We start from the raw sequence: 16347 nt of genomic DNA on the forward strand, positions 1-16347 counted from the left end.
CTATGAGAGCTGGCTTGCCGGCGATTGGGCCAGAACAGTCAATCACGCCAGCGGGTAAAGCGCCTCATCAAACTGCTCCAGGCGCGGGAACACCAGTGGCTGGTCGTCCGAGAGCTGCTCCAGGCGCTGCCGGTACTGCTGCAAGAACGCCTGCCGCGCCTCGTCACTGATGTACGGCACATGCCAGGCCACGAACGGCGGTAACACCTCGAACCCCACGTAGGCCAGCGTGCCGCGCAAGATCGGCCGCAGCATGTCTTCCAGCGGCCCATGAATCGCCCCGTCGCCAAACATGTGCTCGCGCCCGCCCAGGGTCACGGTCACCAGCGCTTTCTTGCCCGCCAAACCGCCCTGGTCGTAGAAGCGCTTGCCGCCATAGCACACCCCCGACACCAGCACCCGGTCGATCCAGCCCTTGAGCATGGCCGGCGCCGAGAACCAGAAGATCGGGAAGTTCAGCACCAGCAAATCGGCCCACAGCAGCTTGTCCAGCTCCTGCCGGATATCCGCGGCAATGGCGCCACGCTTGACCCCTTGGCGCTGCTCCAGGGCATACACCAGGTACTCGGGGTTCTCGCGCTGGCTGAAGTCATCGGCGCTGGCCACCGGGTTCCAGCCCATGGCGTACAGGTCGCTGACCTGCACCTGGTGGCCCTGGGCGCGGAAGGTTTCCACGGCCTGGTCACGCAGGGCAGCAGTGAACGATTGCGGCTCGGGGTGAGCGTGGACGATCAGTACATTCACAAACATTCTCCTCACACAAAACGGGTTGTCTTCCAGCTGTGGCTCAGCACTGCACCGCTTTCACCTCGACGAACTCCGCCAGGCCCTCCTCACCCCACTCACGCCCGTTGCCCGACTGCTTGTAGCCACCAAACGGTGCCTGGTAGTTGAACCCGCCACCGTTGATGAAGCACTGCCCGGCGCGTATCTGCCGCGCCAGGGCCAGGCCGTGCTCACGGCTACCGGCCCACACCGCACTGGACAGGCCGAACGGCGAATCGTTGGCCAGGGCCAGCGCCTGGGCCTCGTCGGCATAGGGGATCAGGCACAGCACCGGGCCGAAGATTTCCTCCTGGGCGATGCGCATGTGGTTGTCGACATCGGCGAACAAGGTCGGCGCCACGTAGAAGCCGCGCTCGAAGCCGGCCGGCGTATCACCGCCGCACAGCAGGCGCGCGCCCTCTTCCTGGCCCAGGCGAATGTAGTCGAGCACGGTGCGCCGCTGGCCTGCCGAACACATCGGCCCGAGGAAGCTGGCCGGGTCACGCGGGTCGCCCATGACCAGCGAACGGGTCTCGGCCTCGGCAATCTCCAGCGCCTCGGCGTAGCGGCTGGCCGGCAGCAGCATGCGGGTCAGGGCCGTGCAGGTCTGCCCTGAGTTGATCATCACGTCCTGCACGCCATGGCGCACCGCCGCGTGCAGGTCGGCGTCGGCGGTGATCAGCAGCGGCGACTTGCCGCCCAGCTCCAGGCACACCCGCTTCACCGTCGGCGCGGCCGCCTGGGCCACGCGCACCCCGGCGCCGGTGGAGCCGGTAAACGACACCATGTCCACCTGCGGGTGCCGGGCCAGGGCCTCGCCAACCTTGGCCCCCGGCCCGCTGACCAGGTTGAACACCCCGGCCGGCAGGCCGATGGCCTCGATCATCTCGGCCAGCAGGAATGCATGCAGCGGTGTTTCCTGGCTGGGCTTGACCACCACCGTGCAGCCGGCGGCCAGGGCCGGCGCCAGCTTGCCGATCATCTGGTGCAGCGGGTAGTTCCACGGGTTGATGAACGCGCACACGCCAACGGCCTCGCGGTACACCAGCGAGTTGCCGACTTCGCGCACCTCATCCATCAGCCCGGCCAGTTCGGCGTACTGCTCCAGCCCGGCAATCGGGCCCTCCACCTGTACCGCCTGGCACCACTGCACCGGCATGCCCAACTCGTCGGTGATGACCGAGGCCATTTCCGCCGCGCGGCTCTTCAGCTGTGCGGCCAGCGCCGTTATGAACCCGGCACGCACGCTGGACGGCGTGCGCGACCAGCCATCGAAGGCCCGCCGCGCAGCCATCACCGCCCGTTCGACATCGGCCTCGGCGCCCAGCGGCACCCGGCCGATGGCCTGTTCGGTGGCCGGGTCGATCACCTCGGCCATGCCCTGCCCGCTCGGTACCTGCCAGGCGCCGTCGATGTACAGCCGCGCATATTCACGCATGGGCCTGCCCCTGCATCAGTGCGGCGGCGCAGCGGGCGATGCGCCGGCAAGCGTCGGCCAAGGCCTCGTCACCCAATACCAGGCCCAGGCGGATATGCCCGGCAGCGCTGGGGCCGAAGGCTTCGCCAGCGAGCACCGACACACCCTGGCTGTCGAGCAGGCGATCGGCGAAGGCCTGGGCGCTGAGGCCGGTCTCGCGGATGTCGACCATCACGAACATGCCGCCATCGGGCTTGAGCACCTTGATGCCCGGGCAGTCGGCCAACTGCTCGCACACCAGGTCGCGACGCTGGCGATAGGCTTCGCGCATGACATCCAGTTCCGGCAGCTGCTGCTCCAGTGCCACCACGGCGGCGTCCTGGATGAAGTCCGGCGAACCGTACAGCATGCACAGGGCGAGGTTTTCCAGATGGGTGGCAAGTTCGGTCGAACCGACCACCCAGCCCACCCGCCAACCGGTCATGGCATGCGACTTCGACAGGCTGTTGAGGGTGGCGGTGCGCTCGGCCATGCCCGGCAGGCTGCCAGGGCTGACATGCTCGCCGTCGTACAACAGCTCGCTATACACCTCGTCAGAGATCAACCACAGATCGTGGGCGATGCACAGCTCGGCCAGCGCCTCCCAGGTGGCGCGCGGCAGGCTCGCCCCCGAGGGGTTGTGCGGGCTGTTCAGGGCCAGGGCGCGGGTGCGCGGGGTGATGCGCGCGGCCACGTCACGCGGGCACACGCGAAAGCCGTTCTCCGGCTTGACCGGCACCGGCACCACCTTGGCGCCACAAGCCCCGAACACCGCCTCGTAGGTCACGTACATGGGCTCGGCGACAATTACCTCGTCACCCGGGTCGAGCACGCACTGGGCCACGCAGTACAACGCGCACTGGGCCCCCGCCAGCACCGTCACCTGGTCGGCATCGACGGCCTGGCCGCTGCGCTGGCGGTGGCGGTTGGCGATGGCCTGGCGCAGCGCCAGCTTGCCGCGCACATCGGCGTAATGGGTGTGGCCCGAACGCAGGCTGTCGATGGCCGCCTCGACGATCGGCGCGGGGGTGTCGAAGTCCGGGTCACCCACCGAAAGCAGCAGGATATCCCTACCCTCGGCCTGCAGCGCCAGGGCGCGATAGTGGATGTCCCAGGCCGCAGCCCCGTCGCCGGCGATGCGTTGAGTGAGCTTGGCGTAGCGCATGGCAATCTCCCTTCATTGGCAGTTCAGTCGACGAGAATCTTCGGGTTGGAACTGCCCCATACGGTGTAGAGGTCGGCGAGCAACGCGCCGTTGATTTCTTCTATCTCGGCCTGGGTGATCTCCCCCCCGGCCTGTTTGCCGAACAGCACCACTTCGTTGCCCCCCTTCACATCGGGGAAGTCGGTGACATCGACCATCAAGGTGTTCATCGACACCTTGCCCACCACGGGCACTCGGTGGCCGTTGATCAGCACATGGCCCTTGTTGGTGAACACCCGGCGGTAGCCATCGGAGTAACCCACGGTGATGTTGGCCAGGCGCGAATCACGCGCCAGGGTGAAGGTGCGGTCGTAGCCGACGGTGTTGCCTGCCGGGTAGCTGTGCACCGCCGCCACGTGCGACTTGAACTGCATGACACGTTGGTATTCGGTGCGCGTCGGCACGGTGTCGCCGAACAGCGCGCCACCGGTACGCACCATGTCCAGGTGCGCTTCCGGCACTTCCAGCGTAGCGAAGGAGTTGGCGGCATGCAGGGTGAGCTTGCTGCGATCAAGTTTCGCGTGCTTGATCAGCCAGTCGGTCTGTTCGTTGAACGCTGCCAGGCCTTTGCGCACATCGTCCTTGTCTTCCACGGCGAAGTGAGTCATCAGCGCGACCAGCTGGAGGTGCTTCTGGTCAGTGATCTGCAGCGCTTCACCCCGGCCGGACCAGGTGGTCATTTCCACGCCGTTGCGGCTCATGCCGCTGGAATTGAGCGCCATGTGAATGCGCAGGGTCTTGCCGTGGCGTTCGGCGATGGTATCGAGCTGGCGGGCGAACTCGGCGCTGCCAACCAGCTCTTCCATGTCGTACTGCAAGGCATCTTCCACTTCGCCGAGGCTGGCCAGGCGTACCCGCACCAGTTGCCCGGTGAAGCCGCTGGCGCGGACCACGCGGGCCTCCTCGTTGCTGGCTACCGCCACGCAAGGCACGCCCTGGGCGATGATCGACGGCATGACCAGGCCGATACCGTGGCCATAGGCGTCGGCCTTGAGCACGGCGCACAGCTTGGACTTGCCGCCCAGCTCGGCCTGCAAGGTACGGATGTTGTGTTGCAGTGCGCCGGCACTGATTTCGACCCAGGCGTTGCTGTTCTGCGCGGTCAGGGCGGCGGTGCCGTTGTCCATCGACAGGGGCGGTGCGGCGTACAGCGGGGCCTGGCCAGTGATCAGCAGAGCGAGGGATGCAGCCAGGAGGGTACGGCTGAATTGCATGGTGATTTCTCTTGTTGTTCGTTGTGTCTGCCGCTTAGCAGACGCAGGTGTGTTTGAGTTCGATGAAGGTGACGCCGGGGGTGGCGAAACCGCTGGCCAGATCGGCCTGCAGCGCGTCCAGATCACGCGGCTGGCGCACCGTGCAACCAAAGGCGCGGGCCAGGCCGACGAAGTCCGGGTTGCGTGGCAGTACGCCGACCGGCTCGATGTCCAGGCCGAGCATGTCGTCGCGGATCTGGCCAAGGGCGTCATTGTTCCATAACAACACGACCAGTGGCCGGTCCAGTTCTTCGACTGCCGTGGCCAGTTCCTGGGCGGTGTAGAGGAAGCCGCCGTCGCCCACCAGCACCAGGCCTGGCTGGTGGTCGCTGGCGAACATGCCGCCGATGCCGGCCGGCAGGCCATAGCCGAGGGTGCCGTAGCCGGTGGGGTGCAGCCAGCTGCGCGGCGCCCGGCTGGCGAAGGCGTAGTTGCCGGTATAGGCCAGTTGGGTCATGTCGCTGCTGACGAAGGCATCGTCGGGCAGCACGGCGGCAATGCGGTCGAGGATTGCCTGGTGCACGGCCTGCAGCGGCGCATGCCCGCTGCGAATGGCCTGGCGCAGGTTGGCCACGGCTTCGCTGGACTGGGCCGGGTCACGGTCCAGCGCTGGCAGGTGCTCGAGCAGGCCGGCCAGGGTTTGCCGGGCATCGCCGTGCAGGGCAATGGCACAGGGGTAGAAGTCGTTGAACTTGCGCGGGTCGATGTCCACGCGCAGCAGCTCGCCGCTGATCGGCAGGCGCTCGCGCCAGAAGTCGGTGTCGGCCATTTCGGTACCCACTGCCAGCACCACGTCGGCCTGGCTGATCAGCTGCCAGCCGGGCTCGACGCACAGGCTGGCGCCGGCATTCAGTGGTGCGTCCGCTGGCAGCAGGCCCTTGCCGGCCACGCTGGTGAACAATGGCGCTGCCAGTCGGGTGCTCAGCTGCTGCAACTGCTCGGCCGCGTGCAGTGCCCCACCGCCGGCAATGATCATCGGCCGCTTGGCGGCGACCAGCTTCACGGCGGCCTGGTCAAGGATGTCGCGGCAAGGCTGGCCGCGCCCGGGGCGGTGCACCACCTCATTGCTCCAGTCACGGCTGACCGGCGCGGCCAGTACGTCCAGCGGCACCGAGATGTGCACCGGGCGCGGCCGTTCGCTGTCGAACACAGCCCATGCGCGGGCGATCAGCTCGGGCAGGTCGTCGCCGCGCAGGGCCACGGCGGAGAACGCGGTAATCGGCGCGGTCATGGCGCGCTGGTCCTGGGTTTCGTGCAGGCAGCCCCAGCCCTTGCCCAGGCTGGCAGTGTGGTTGACGCTGGAAATCACCAGCATCGGGATGGAGTCGGCGTAGGCCTGGCCGATGGCGGTGGCGGCATTGGTCACGCCCGGGCCGGTGATGACGAAGCACACCCCCGGTTTGCCGCTTACCCGTGCATAGCCGTCGGCCATGAAGCCGGCGCCCTGCTCGTGGCGGGTCAGCACGTGGCGGATGCCGCTGCCCGGCAGGCCGCGGTACAGCTCCAGGGTGTGCACGCCGGGGATGCCGAATACCGTCTCCACGCCGTAGTTGGCCAGCAGGCGCACCAACGCCTGGCCGGCGGTCGGGGTGTGCTTATTCATGTCGTTCTCCTTGCGCCTGGCCGAGGCGGATCAGCGCGTCGACCGCGGTGGTGCCGTGGGCACCGACCATCAATGGGTTCACATCCAGCTCCAGCAGTTGCCCGGCGTTTTCGCAGGCGTAGTCGGCCACCGCGCGGATAGCCGCAACCAGTGCGTCGAGGTCGGCGGCCGGGCGGCCACGGAAGCCTTGCAGCAGGCTGGCGCTGCGCAGGCCGAGCAGCGCGCTGCGGATGGCATCGTCGGTGGTCGGCAGCAACAGGCTGACGCTGTCCTTTAGCAACTCGACCAGCACGCCACCGGCACCGATCACCAGGGCCAGGGCGAAGTCGTGCTCGCGCTTGATGCCGACGATCAGTTCGGCCAGCGGCGGCTCGGCCATCGGTTCGAGCAGCACCTGGTCGAACGCTACCTGCGGGGCGTAGGCGGCGATGCGCTGGCGCATCTGCACCAGCGCAACCTCGAGGGCGGCGGCATCGCGCAGGTTCAGCGCCACTGCACCGGCCTCGGTCTTGTGCGGCAGTTGCGCGCTGACCGCCTTCAATACCAGCGGGTAGCCGACGCGGGCGGCATCTGCCACGGCGCGCTCGGGTGTGCTCAGCACCCCAGCCGGTACCGGCAGGCCGAAGGCACGCAGGGCTTGCTTGGATTGCCATTCGTCCAGCAGGTGGCTCTCGCCGCCAAGGGCCTGCGGGCACAGCGGCACCCGCGTGGCCTCACCCTGTTCCAGCAGCCGCTGGCGGTTGCGCTGGTAGGCGACGATGCGGCCCCAGGCTGCCAGGCCATCCTCCACACCCTGCAGGGCGGCGATGCCACGCGCGTGCAAACGCTCGCGCGCGCAGGCGGGCAACAGCTCCGGGAATGCCGAGGTGACGAAGCCGATCTTGCCGTGGCGCTCCAGCGCATCGCAGTACAGCGCCAGCAGCAGGTCGCATTCCTTGCGTTCGCCGGTGAACGCCGCCGGGTAGTCCAGCACCAGCATGGCCGCGTCGGCTGCGCCGCTCAGGGTGCTGTCGAGCATGCGTTGCAGGGCCGCTGCATCACCCCAGATGGCCGTGGTGAAGTCCAGCGGGTTGACCAGGTTGGCATAGGCCGGCAGCACCTCGGCCAACTGCGCCACCTGCCCTTGTGCGAGCTTCGGCAGGACCAGCTGGTTGCGCTCGGCATAGTCGGCGATCAAGCCGGCATCGCCACCGGAACAAGCCAGGGCGATCAGCTCGCCATTCACCGGCAGGCGCCCACAGGCGGCGGCCTTGAGGGTTTCAACGAAGCTCACCGGGCCACTGACGCGGATCACGCCCAGGCGCTGGAACAGGCTGTCGTACAAGGCATCGGAGCCGGACAGCGAGCTGGTGTGGCTGAGCGCCAGTTCGGCGCCAATCTGCGACACGCCGGTCTTCAGCGCAATGATCGGCGTGCCCTGTTGCAATGCCTTGCAGGCAGCACGGGCGAAGCCCGGCACGTTCTTCAGGCCTTCCAGGTGCAGGCCGATGGCGGTTACCCGTGGGTCGTCGAGCAGTACGTCCATCAGCTCGGCCACGCCCAGTTGCGCCTGGTTGCCGACCGAGGCCATGTAGGCCACCGGCAGCGAGCGGTCGCTCATCGACAGGTTGTAGGCGAAGTTGCCGCTCTGGGTGAGGATCGCCACGCCCTTCTCCACCTGCTGGCCACCATAGGCCACCGGCCACAGGGCAGCGCCGTGCAGGTAGTCGAGCAGGCCGTAGCAGTTGGGGCCGAGCAAGGCCATGTTGCCGGCGGCGGCGAGCAGGCGCTGCTGCAGCTGGCGGCCCTCTTCGCCGCTTTCGGCAAAGCCCGAGGCATAGCAGATGGCGCCACCGGCACCGCGTGCGGCCAGCTCGGCAACGCACTGCAGGGTCAGTTCGCGGTTGGTGGCGATGAACACCGCGTCCGGGGCATGGGGCAAGTCGGCCACACGCGCCACACAGGGGATACCTTCGAGGCTGTCATGCTGCGGGTTGACCAGCCACAGCTCGCCGCCAAAGCCACCTTCGGCGCAGCGCTTGAGCGCCCGCGCCATGCTGCGCCCGCCGACGAAGGCCAGGTGCCGGGGGGCCAGCAGGCGCTTGAGGTTGTCACGAATCGAATGCGACATGGGTGTTCTCCTCGCGCTCAGCGCAGCAGCGGGCGCAGCAGTTCGCGGGCGATGATGTGCCGCTGGATTTCCGAGGTACCTTCCCAGATGCGCTCGATGCGTGCGTTGCGCCAGATGCGCTCGACCGGCCCTTCATCCATCAGGCCCATGCCACCGAAGATCTGCACGGCTTCGTCGGCAACCTTGCCCAGCACCTCGCTGGCGAACAGCTTGGCCATGCCGGCCTCGCCGTCGGTCATGCTGCCCTGGTCCATCTTCCAGGCGGTGTGCAGGGTGAGCATTTCCGCAGCGCGAATCTGCGTGGCCATGTCGGCGAGCTTGAACGACACGCCCTGGTAGCTGCCGATGGCCTGGCCGAACTGCTTGCGGTCGGCGGCCCATTGCAGCGACAGGTCGAGGGCTCGTTGGGCCTGGCCCACGCAGTTGGCGGCGACCATCACCCGGCCGGCGGTGAGCCAGGCGTTGGCCACCTCCCAGCCCTTGCCGACCTCGCCCAGCACCTTGCTGGCCGGCACCCGGCAGTCGTCGAAGAACAGCTCGTAGGTGTGGTAGCCACGGTTGCTCACGCACTTGGGGCCACGGCGGATGGTCATGCCCGGCGTGCCACGGTCGACCAGGAAGGCCGTTACCGCATTTCGCTTGCGCCCATTGTGCTCGTAGGTGTCGGTGACGGCGAAGACGATGGCGAAATCGGCGTGGCCGGCATGGCTGATGAAGTGCTTGCTGCCGTTGATGACGAAGTCGTCACCCTGGCGCACGGCACGGGTCTTGATGGCGTTGGCATCGGAGCCGGCGCCCGGCTCGGTGAGGGCAAAGCAGTCGATCTTCTCGCCCTGCACGCAGGGCAACAGGTAGTCGTTGATCTGCTCGTCCTTGCAGGCCATGAGGATTTTCGATGGCCGCGCGACGAACACGTGCAGGGCCCAGGACACCTTGGACAGTTCGCGCTCGATAAGCGCCTGGGACAGATAGTCCAGGCCACCGCCGCCGACCTCCTCGGGCATGTTGAAGGCATAGAACCCGGCGGCGATGGCCTTGCCGCGGATCTGCGCAGCCAGCTCGGGCGATACGGCATCGGCACGGTCCACTGCCTCCTCATGGGGCAGCAACTCCTTGGCGACAAAACTGCGTACCGCTTCCACCAACATTTCTTGTTCTTGGGTCAGTTGGAAATTCATCTGCGAAGGTCCTGGTGAGGGTCGGTTATCGGGTTACTGGCCGGTGAAACGGGGGGCGCGGCGTTCCACCGAGGCTTGCAGCGCCTCGGCACCGTCCTGGCTGCGGCCGCACAGCAGGCCGGCCTGGCGCTCGGCCTCCAGCTGCTCGGCCAGGGTGCGCCGGGCGCCATCGCGGATCAGCCGCTTGGTCTGCGCGTAGGCGAAGGTGGGGCCGTTGGCCAGGCGCCCGGCCAGCTCGGCGGCCACGGCGGGCAGTTGCTCGTCGGCACAGACTTCGCTGACCAGCCCGGCCGCCAGGGCACGTTCGGCACCCCACAGTTCATCGAGGAACAACAGGCGCTTGGCCTGCTCGCTGCCGATCAGCCGTGGCAAGTGCCAGCTGGCACCGGCATCGGGGCTGTAGCCCATGCTGGTGTAGCCGGCCTTGAAGCGCGCCGAGGCCGCGGCGATGCGCAAGTCGCAGCACAGGCTGAGGTCCATGCCACCGCCCACGGCGGTGCCGTTGATGGCAGCGATGGTGGGCTTGTCGAGGCTGTGCAGGCGCAACATCAGGGCGTGGGCGGTTTCGGTCCAGCCGTAGCTTTCCAGGGTGCCCTGGGCCTCGGCCGCAGCCCATTCGGCCAGGTCGGCACCAGCGCAGAAGCTGCGGCCGCTGCCGGTCAGCACCACCACGCGCACGGCCGGGTCGCTGTTGCAGGTTTCCAGCAGGGCGTGCAGTTGCTTGAGGGTGGGGATGTCCAGCGCGTTGCGCTGCTCGGGGCGGTTGAGGGTGATCCAGGCAACGCCGGCTTCGACCTTGCTCAACAGTGACGACGACGGGGTGGTCATGGGGGGGCCTCGGTGTTGTTGTGATGGTTTGAGAGGGCTTGATGAGGGAGATACTAAACGAGTGTTCAACAAGGCGGGATGGGCTGTTACAACTTCGCACAACTCGGTTTTTGCTGTTACGCGGTTTTCTTTTGGCATTGCATTTTCGTTGCCTGGGAGATCGAGCGCCGCCCGCGCGGCGCTTCGCGGGTATACGCCTTGACACTTTCTGCGCCTGTGAGATCGAGCGCCGCCCGCGCGGCGCTTCGCGGGACAAGCCCGCTCCCACATTTGTTGCAACGTGGCCATGCCTGTGGGAGAGGCGTTGTCCGCCTTGGTGTATTGTTTGAGGCCGGTGAGGTGGCGGTAGCGCCAGCCGGAAAACCGCGTCAAGGCAACAAGGCTGACAACCATGGCCTGTCAGGTTCGGCACGTTGCAACAAATGTGGGAGCGGGCTTGTCCCGCGAAGCGCCGCGCGGGCGGCGCTCGATCTCACAGGCAATAAAAATGCTTCGACGAACACTTACAACCAACGACCCACGGCATCAAACCCCTGGCACGCTCGGCTCGAAGGCCCCCTGCCGACGGCGGTTGACGAAGAAGTACGCCGCGTAGCACAGGGCAATGAAGCCAAAGCCCCAGTACAACGACGGCCGCTGGGTTTCATCCAGCGCCAGGAACACGAATAGCGAGCTGCACAGGGTGATGCACAGCAGCGGCACCAGCGGGTACAGCGGCGCCTTGTACTTCAGGTCCTGCAGTTGCCCACCATCTCGCAGGTAGGCCTTGCGGAAGCGGTATTGCGCCAGGGCGATGACGATCCAGGTCACGGTGCCGGACATGCCACTCACCGCCATCAACACCATGAACAGGGTGTCGGCGGCAATGAAACTGGTCATCAGCGAGATCAGCGCGAAGCACAGGGTGATGCTCAGCGCCCGCAACGGCACGCCACGCTTACTCAGCGGCGACAGGCTTTTCGGCGCCATGCCGCTCTTCGACATGGCCCAGAGGATGCGCGTGGAGGCATACAGCCCGGAGTTGCCCACCGAGAGGATGGCGGTGAGGATGACGAAGTTCATCAGGTCGGCGGCAAAGGGAATACCCACCATGTCGAACACCTGCACGAACGGGCTTTCCATCAGCCCGGCCTGCTCGAACGGCACGATGGCCGAGAGCACGGCAATCGCCAGCACGTAGAAGATCAGCACGCGGAACACCACGTTGCGCACGGCCCGCGGGATGCTCTTTTCCGGGTGCTCGGTCTCGCCGGCTGCCACCCCCATGATTTCACAGCCCTGGAAGGCATAGACCACGGTCATCATCACCGCGAACACCGCCGACAGGCCATGGGGGAACAGCGACTCGCCCACCAGGTTGTCCAGCATCGGTGCCGGCGCCCCGCTGCTCAGCGGGATGGCGCCGAAGATCACCAGCAGGCCGATGATGATGAAGCCGAGGATGGTCGCCACCTTGATCCCCGAGAACCAGTACTCCGCCTCGCCGAAGGCACGGGTGGCCAGGGCGTTGAGGCCGAACAGCACGACCACGAACAGCGCCGACCAATACCAGATCGGCACCTCCGGGAACCAGCGGGTCATCAGCATGCCGGCGGCGGTGAACTCCAGGCCCACGGTGGTGGCCCAGCTCATCCAGTACACCCAGCCGATCATGAAGCCGGTGGCCGGGCCGATGAACTTGGTGGCGTGGGCCTGGAACGAACCGGACACCGGCATCTGCACCGACAGCTCGCCCAGGCAGACCATCACCAGGTACATCAGCAAACCCGCGACCAGGTAGGCCAGGATCGCGCCTATCGGGCCACCCTGGTTGATGGTTACGCCCGAGCCCATGAACAGCCCGGTGCCGATCACCCCGCCCAGCGACAGCATGAAGATGTGCCGGCTTTTCAGCGCGCGGGTGAGCTGGATCTTTTCGCGGTTGTCAGTCATGGCGCACCTCGCCTTTGCGGCCGGTGCCAGGCCGCCCGGGGGTGCCGCGCGGTGTGTTGGGAAGGAGGGGCTGAGCGCTACGGCATGTCATTATTCTTGTCTCCAATAAGCCTCATGGACCGCGTGCAACACGGTTGCCTTGGATTATTGGAAACGGATGTAAGGTGCCGTTGTACGAACGGATCGAAGATGTAAAAAGTCGTAAGTTTTTTGTACGTCAGCTCTGGATCAGCTGTTCCAGGGTGGCGCGGGCCTGGGCAAGCTCGGTGGCCAGCGGCTCGCCGAGCGCTTTCAATGCCTGTTCGTCATGCTGCCGGGCAGCGTCCTCAAGGCGACGCAACAGCGCAGCCAGCCCAGAAAAGCCCAGGGAATCGCAACTGCCGGCCAGGCGGTGGGCCAGATGCAGCACTTCGGTAAAGTCCTGGGCCGGCAGCGCCTCGGCCAACGCGGTGGCGTGCTGCTCCAGCGACTGGCGCAGCACCTTCAACAGGCCTTGCAGCTTCTGTTCACCCAGCAGCGAGCGGTGGGTGTCCAGCAATGACCAGTCCATTGTCGCGTCGACGCCAGCCAGTTCAGCGGGCGCCGCTTCGGCCAGCGCCTGGCGCAGGTTGTCCAGCCGCAGGGGCTTGGCCAGCACTCCCTGCATGCCGGCAGCCAGGTAGCCTGGGACTTGCCCCGGCTGCACGCCAGCCGTCAGTGCCAGGACCCGGCTATGGCGGTTCGGCCCGGGCGTGGCACGCAGTTGTCGGCACAGCTCCACCCCGCTCATGCCGGGCAGATGCACGTCTAGCAGGATCAGGTCGAAGCGCCGCTGTGCGCAGGCCAGCAGGGCCTGCCCGGCGTCCTCGGCAAAGCTCACCCGGTGGCCATCGCGCAGCAGCAACCCACCGGCCACCTCGCGGTTCAATGCCACGTCCTCGACTACCAGGATATCCAGGCTGGCCAGGGGCGAAGGGGCTGGTGAGTTGGCCTGCACTGGCTGCCCGCGAGCCATGTCGAGTTCGAACCAGAAGCAACTACCCTGCCCTTGCACGCTGTCCAGGCCAATGCAGCCCCCCAGTTTTTCCACCAGGTGCTTGCAGATCGCCAGGCCCAGGCCGGTGCCGCCGTAGCGCCGGGCCACCGCCTCGCTGGCCTGGACGAAGCGGTCGAAGACCCTGGCCTGCACAGCCGGCTCGATGCCGATGCCATTGTCGCTGACCGACACCCGCAGGCGCTGCGAGCCCTGGTCACTGGCCAGTACCTGCACTGCAAGCCGCACTTGCCCCTGTTCGGTGAACTTGATGGCATTGGCCAGCAGGTTGCTGAGCACCTGGCGCAGGTACTGTTCGGCACCGTGCTGGTAATCGGCCAATTGCTCGTCGATATCCAGCTGCAGGGTGTCGCCATTGTCCCGGGCCATGGGTTCGAGCAGCGCCAGCACTTCCTGGCACAACTGGCGTAGCGAAAAACCGACCAGCTCGGCGCGGCTTTCGCCCTCCTCGAGCCGGGCGAAATACAGCACCTCGTTGAGAATCGCCAGCAACCCCTCGCCGGCCTTGTACAAGGCCTCGACGCGCTGGCGGTCGGCCGCCTCCAGCCGGCCGCCGCGCAGCAGCTCGGCCATGCCGAGAATGCCGTTGAGTGGTGTACGCAGCTCATGGCTCATGGTCGCCAGGAAGCGTGACTTGGCCAGGTTGGCGGCTTCGGCCTCGTCCTTGGCCCGGGCCAGGCTGGCGGTACGCCGCTCGACCATGGCCTGCAGTTCGTCGCGCTTGTCCTGCAGCGCCAGGCGGTCGCGCTCGCGGCGTTCGATGTCGCTGAGGATGGCGCGGCGCATGTCATCCAGGGCATTGGCCACGGTGTCGATTTCGTCCGGGCGCGTCGACGGGCGGCGCCCCAGGCGCAACGGTTCCTGCCATTGGCCGGCGCCAATACGCCGGGCGAACTCGGCCATCACTTGCAGGTGGCGGGTGACCAGGCGGTAGAACAGCCCCGACAACGCCACCGCCAGGCCACACAGGAACACGCCCATCCACAGCAGGCTGGCAAGGCCCGTGGCATACAGCCGCCGGTGCACCGCGCCCAAGTCGATGCTCACTTCCAGCTCGCCCAGGTGCCTGGCCGGCCCCGAGGGCGGCTGGTAATCAAGGGCGAAGCGTTCGATGCGCAGCGGCCCCTTGGGCTCGGCGACGCCGCGCAGCATCTGGAAATCGTCACTGACCAGACGCACTCGGGCGACATCGGAAAAGTCCACCAGGCCGCGCAGTTGTGTATCCAGCTGTGCCTCGTCCAGGTCCCACAGGCTGCGCTCCAGGCTGGCCAGGTAACCGGCGCGGATCAGCGCCATGCGCGCCTCGATATCGCGCATCTCGCGGCGGTACTCGAAATACAGCTGCACCGAGCTGGCCAGCACGGTAAAGCACAGGCTGAACAGCAGGATGAACAGCAGCAGGCGGCGCAGCAAGCCATCGGTGCGCAGGCGGATCATCGGGAGTCCGCCGGCAGGTTGACCATGTCGCGGTAGATAACTTCGCTCTGCTCCAGCCAGCGCTCGATCTCGCCCGCCTGGTTCATGCGCAGCAACTGCGCGTCTATTTCGTCCATATGCTGGCTCAAGGGCGATTGCCGTGATATCGCGACGCGCAGGTAGTCCACGCTCAGGGCCGTGGGCAATACGCGGATGTCCTGCGCCCCGGGCAGGTGTTCGATGAACAGCTGGCCGGTGCGCCGCTCCTGGATCACGTAGTCGATGCGCCCACGGATCAGCTTGCCGAAGTTCTGCTGGCTGGACGAAACCCGTTCGATGTTCTGGTGGCGGGCGACGAAGCGGTCGAAGTCAGCGCCGTAGCTTTCGCCGTACAGCAGGCCGCCGCGGTAACTGGCCAGGTCTTCCAGGCGCTGGAACTGCACCGGCCGCAGGCGGTTGTAGAACACCGCCACTTCCTCGCGCACCACCGGCACCGTGGAAAAGCGCATGCGTTGGTCACGCTGGTCGCTGTTGTAGGCCAGCACCACATCCACCCGCCCAGCGGCGGCGTCCATCAGGCAGCGCTTCCAGTTGCCCAGCACCACGGTCTGCACTTCGTAGCCCATGCGCGCGAACAGCTCTCGTACCACGGTGGGGGCCAGGCCACGCACCTGGTGGCCGTCACTCCAGGAAATCGGCGGGTACACCGGGTAATCGCAATAGCGCACCGGCTGCTTTGCACTGGCTTGCACGGCGAACAATGCCAAGGCCAGCACCCAGGCGCTGCGTGTCATGCCGCCACGCTGGCGGTGAACAGGTAGCCGGTGCCGTGGATGGTGATGATCAGTTGGGGCTCGGCCGGGTCGTCGTGCAGCTTGCGCCGCAGGCGGCCGACCAGCACGTCGATGGAGCGGTCGTTGGGCACCCACTCGCGGTTGCGGATCTGGTCCATCAACTGGTCGCGGCTGAGGGTGTGGCCGCTGTTGCGCAGGAACACGCTGAGCAACTGGAACTCGCCATGGGTCAGCAGGGTTTGCCCGCCACGGGCGTCGATCAGGCGCCGGCGGTCGGTGTCCAGCGCCCAGTCGGCGAACTGCTTCAGCGATTGCGCGCAGGCCGGCGTCGGGTGCACCTCGCGGGCATGGCGCACGCGGCGGATCAGGTTCTTGGCGCGGGATACCAGTTCGCGGGGATTGAGCGGCTTGATCACGTAGTCGTCGGCGCCGCATTCCAGGCCGACGATACGGTCGATGTCGTCGTTGCGGCCGGTGATGAGGATGATGCCGACCTCCGAACGTACCCGCAGCTCACGGGTCAGGGTGAGGCCGTCCTTGCCGGGCAGGCGGATGTCCAGCAGCACCAGGTCGACATCCTGGCTGCCGAGCAGTGCTTCGGCCTTTTCCGCGGTGTCGGCGCAGTGCACGTCATAGCCTTCCTGGGACAGATAGGCCTGCAGCAAGTCACGAATAAGCGGATCGTCATCGACGATCAATACCCGAGGCGTCATTGCGTGTCGTCTCTTTTTTTTATTGGTTTGTTCTACACACTCGCGACAGCAGCCTACTCGTT

The 16347-nt window shown here is 66.6% G+C and carries 12 protein-coding genes; all 12 read right to left on the bottom strand.

What is annotated here, in order from left to right; all coding sequences use genetic code 11:
• Positions 1 to 42 precede the first annotated feature (42 nt).
• The 12 genes from GYA95_RS12345 to GYA95_RS12400 all read right to left on the bottom strand — a co-directional run bounded on the left by GYA95_RS12345 (position 43) and on the right by GYA95_RS12400 (position 16285).
• The gene (locus tag GYA95_RS12345; RefSeq protein WP_015270763.1) at positions 43 to 744 is read right to left on the bottom strand and encodes an NAD(P)H-dependent oxidoreductase; all 702 of its coding nucleotides are present in this window, start codon (positions 742 to 744) and stop codon (positions 43 to 45) included.
• 43 nt (positions 745 to 787) lie between these two features.
• Positions 788 to 2203, bottom strand: coding sequence for an aldehyde dehydrogenase family protein (locus GYA95_RS12350; RefSeq protein ID WP_015270764.1), 1416 nt, complete (start codon positions 2201 to 2203; stop codon positions 788 to 790).
• Positions 2196 to 3386 (bottom strand): pyridoxal phosphate-dependent aminotransferase, encoded by a 1191-nt coding sequence (locus tag GYA95_RS12355; protein WP_015270765.1) that lies wholly within the window; start codon positions 3384 to 3386, stop codon positions 2196 to 2198. Before GYA95_RS12355 ends, GYA95_RS12350 begins: the two co-directional genes overlap by 8 nt.
• A gap of 23 nt (positions 3387 to 3409) precedes the next feature.
• The gene (gene alr / locus GYA95_RS12360; RefSeq protein ID WP_015270766.1) at positions 3410 to 4639 is read right to left on the bottom strand and encodes an alanine racemase; all 1230 of its coding nucleotides are present in this window, start codon (positions 4637 to 4639) and stop codon (positions 3410 to 3412) included.
• 34 nt (positions 4640 to 4673) lie between these two features.
• The gene (locus tag GYA95_RS12365; RefSeq protein WP_015270767.1) at positions 4674 to 6281 is read right to left on the bottom strand and encodes a 5-guanidino-2-oxopentanoate decarboxylase; all 1608 of its coding nucleotides are present in this window, start codon (positions 6279 to 6281) and stop codon (positions 4674 to 4676) included.
• Positions 6274 to 8391 (bottom strand): acetate--CoA ligase family protein, encoded by a 2118-nt coding sequence (locus GYA95_RS12370; protein ID WP_015270768.1) that lies wholly within the window; start codon positions 8389 to 8391, stop codon positions 6274 to 6276. The genes GYA95_RS12365 and GYA95_RS12370 overlap by 8 nt, the downstream gene beginning before the upstream one ends.
• 17 nt (positions 8392 to 8408) lie before the next feature.
• Positions 8409 to 9569 (bottom strand): acyl-CoA dehydrogenase family protein, encoded by a 1161-nt coding sequence (locus GYA95_RS12375; RefSeq protein WP_015270769.1) that lies wholly within the window; start codon positions 9567 to 9569, stop codon positions 8409 to 8411.
• Between the two features lie 33 nt (positions 9570 to 9602).
• Positions 9603 to 10397: an enoyl-CoA hydratase/isomerase family protein gene (locus tag GYA95_RS12380; RefSeq protein WP_015270770.1), complete on the bottom strand. Its 795-nt coding sequence runs from the start codon at positions 10395 to 10397 to the stop codon at positions 9603 to 9605.
• A 525-nt stretch (positions 10398 to 10922) separates the two neighbouring features.
• Positions 10923 to 12329, bottom strand: coding sequence for an amino acid permease (locus tag GYA95_RS12385; protein ID WP_013973081.1), 1407 nt, complete (start codon positions 12327 to 12329; stop codon positions 10923 to 10925).
• A gap of 217 nt (positions 12330 to 12546) precedes the next feature.
• On the bottom strand, positions 12547 to 14799 hold the full coding sequence (locus GYA95_RS12390; protein WP_015270771.1) for an ATP-binding protein: 2253 nt from the start codon (positions 14797 to 14799) through the stop codon (positions 12547 to 12549).
• The gene (locus GYA95_RS12395) at positions 14796 to 15572 is read right to left on the bottom strand and encodes a substrate-binding periplasmic protein (protein WP_015270772.1); all 777 of its coding nucleotides are present in this window, start codon (positions 15570 to 15572) and stop codon (positions 14796 to 14798) included. The genes GYA95_RS12390 and GYA95_RS12395 overlap by 4 nt, the downstream gene beginning before the upstream one ends.
• The gene (locus GYA95_RS12400) at positions 15569 to 16285 is read right to left on the bottom strand and encodes a response regulator (RefSeq protein WP_015270773.1); all 717 of its coding nucleotides are present in this window, start codon (positions 16283 to 16285) and stop codon (positions 15569 to 15571) included. The genes GYA95_RS12395 and GYA95_RS12400 overlap by 4 nt, the downstream gene beginning before the upstream one ends.
• Positions 16286 to 16347: the final 62 nt, after the last annotated feature.

Source organism: Pseudomonas asiatica, from assembly GCF_009932335.1.
Lineage (GTDB): Bacteria > Pseudomonadota > Gammaproteobacteria > Pseudomonadales > Pseudomonadaceae > Aquipseudomonas > Aquipseudomonas asiatica.

Bases quoted from the DNA above. Each gene is read 5' to 3' on its own strand.
- GYA95_RS12370 (WP_015270768.1), bottom strand. From the start codon at position 8,391: ATGTCGCATTCGATTCGTGACAACCTCAAGCGCCTGCTGGCCCCCCGG.
- GYA95_RS12355 (WP_015270765.1), bottom strand. From the start codon at position 3,386: ATGCGCTACGCCAAGCTCACTCAACGCATCGCCGGCGACGGGGCTGCG.
- GYA95_RS12390 (WP_015270771.1), bottom strand. From the start codon at position 14,799: ATGATCCGCCTGCGCACCGATGGCTTGCTGCGCCGCCTGCTGCTGTTC.
- GYA95_RS12375 (WP_015270769.1), bottom strand. From the start codon at position 9,569: ATGAATTTCCAACTGACCCAAGAACAAGAAATGTTGGTGGAAGCGGTA.
- GYA95_RS12380 (WP_015270770.1), bottom strand. From the start codon at position 10,397: ATGACCACCCCGTCGTCGTCACTGTTGAGCAAGGTCGAAGCCGGCGTT.
- GYA95_RS12365 (WP_015270767.1), bottom strand. From the start codon at position 6,281: ATGAATAAGCACACCCCGACCGCCGGCCAGGCGTTGGTGCGCCTGCTG.
- GYA95_RS12395 (WP_015270772.1), bottom strand. From the start codon at position 15,572: ATGACACGCAGCGCCTGGGTGCTGGCCTTGGCATTGTTCGCCGTGCAA.
- GYA95_RS12385 (WP_013973081.1), bottom strand. From the start codon at position 12,329: ATGACTGACAACCGCGAAAAGATCCAGCTCACCCGCGCGCTGAAAAGC.
- GYA95_RS12400 (WP_015270773.1), bottom strand. From the start codon at position 16,285: ATGACGCCTCGGGTATTGATCGTCGATGACGATCCGCTTATTCGTGAC.
- alr (WP_015270766.1), bottom strand. From the start codon at position 4,639: ATGCAATTCAGCCGTACCCTCCTGGCTGCATCCCTCGCTCTGCTGATC.
- GYA95_RS12350 (WP_015270764.1), bottom strand. From the start codon at position 2,203: ATGCGTGAATATGCGCGGCTGTACATCGACGGCGCCTGGCAGGTACCG.